At 56.8% G+C, this 1176-nt stretch carries 1 rRNA gene (only partly in view); it reads left to right on the forward strand.

The annotated features are described in order from the left end of the window. A 23S ribosomal RNA gene (locus tag ACFVYL_RS37685) occupies positions 1-1176 on the forward strand; its annotated part runs 1290 nt beyond the window's last position; the annotation flags it as partial.

A 1176-nucleotide genomic window follows, 5' to 3' on the forward strand; every position in this document is an offset into this window, starting at 1 on the left:
TAGTAGCGCGCTCAAGACCCGAAGCGGAGTGATCTAGCCATGGGCAGGTTGAAGCGGCTGTAAGAGGTCGTGGAGGACCGAACCCACCAGGGTTGAAAACCTGGGGGATGACCTGTGGTTAGGGGTGAAAGGCCAATCAAACTCCGTGATAGCTGGTTCTCCCCGAAATGCATTTAGGTGCAGCGTCGTGTGTTTCTTGCCGGAGGTAGAGCACTGGATAGGCGATGGGCCCTACCGGGTTACTGACCTTAGCCAAACTCCGAATGCCGGTAAGTGAGAGCGCGGCAGTGAGACTGTGGGGGATAAGCTCCATGGTCGAGAGGGAAACAGCCCAGAGCATCGACTAAGGCCCCTAAGCGTACGCTAAGTGGGAAAGGATGTGGAGTCGCACAGACAACCAGGAGGTTGGCTTAGAAGCAGCCACCCTTGAAAGAGTGCGTAATAGCTCACTGGTCTAGTGATTCCGCGCCGACAATGTAGCGGGGCTCAAGCGTACCGCCGAAGTCGTGTCATTGCAGCAATAAGCCCCAACGGGTGCTGTGATGGGTAGGGGAGCGTCGTGTGCCGGGTGAAGCTGCAGCGGAAGCTAGTGGTGGACGGTTCACGAGTGAGAATGCAGGCATGAGTAGCGATACATACGTGAGAAACGTGTGCGCCGATTGACTAAGGGTTCCTGGGTCAAGCTGATCTGCCCAGGGTAAGTCGGGACCTAAGGCGAGGCCGACAGGCGTAGTCGATGGATAACCGGTTGATATTCCGGTACCCGCTGTGAAGCGTCAAACATCGAATCAGGCGATGCTAAGTCCGTGAAGCCGTTCCGGACCCTTCGGGGAAAGGAAAGTGGTGGAGCCGACGGACCAGACTTGTAGTAGGTGAGTGATGGGGTGACGCAGGAAGGTAGTCCAGCCCGGGCGGTGGTTGTCCCGGGGTAAGGGTGTAGGCCGTGTGATAGGTAAATCCGTCGCACATTAAGGCTGAGACCTGATGCCGAGCCGATTGTGGTGAAGTGGATGATCCTATGCTGTCGAGAAAAGCCTCTAGCGAGTTTCATGGCGGCCCGTACCCTAAACCGACTCAGGTGGTCAGGTAGAGAATACCGAGGCGTTCGGGTGAACTATGGTTAAGGAACTCGGCAAAATGCCCCCGTAACTTCGGGAGAAGGGGGGCCATCACCGG

Source organism: Streptomyces sp. NPDC058308, from assembly GCF_042880275.1.
In the GTDB taxonomy this organism is placed as follows: domain Bacteria; phylum Actinomycetota; class Actinomycetes; order Streptomycetales; family Streptomycetaceae; genus Streptomyces.